The sequence below is a fragment of the Veillonella sp. ZSJB6 genome (assembly GCF_051549505.1).
GTDB lineage: Bacteria > Bacillota > Negativicutes > Veillonellales > Veillonellaceae > Veillonella.
In genome coordinates this window covers 1-270 of the sequence record NZ_JBPUGE010000057.1, presented here as the reverse complement: position 1 = coordinate 270, position 270 = coordinate 1, and the positions used below count along the sequence as shown (strand labels likewise).

The window sequence follows — 270 nt, the reverse complement described above, 5'->3', positions numbered from 1 at the left end:
CTTCACGGTCTCGTACACGCCAATTTGTTCTTCCAAAAGTTGAATTTGATTGTTCAAAGTTGAAGATTGCACCATGTCATCATTGTAATCATCATAAGTCACTAACGATTCATACGCACGATTCAATTCTTGAAATGCTTTGACGTACTCGATACGGATTTCAAGTGGCGTCTGTTCATCAATGGATTCCATGGATGAAACCTCTTTTAACTTACCATATGCTTGCTTGAATCTTTTTTTGGATTCTTGGTAACTTGGATAAATCAAACC

General features: G+C 37.0%; 1 protein-coding gene. It reads right to left on the bottom strand.

Annotation, left to right across the window (positions count from 1 at the left end; genetic code table 11):
• A partial coding sequence (locus ACSV5T_RS09880; protein WP_438321001.1) for a type I restriction endonuclease subunit R, EcoR124 family occupies positions 1–267 on the bottom strand: 267 nt, incomplete at its 3' end.
• Positions 268–270 lie beyond the last annotated feature (3 nt).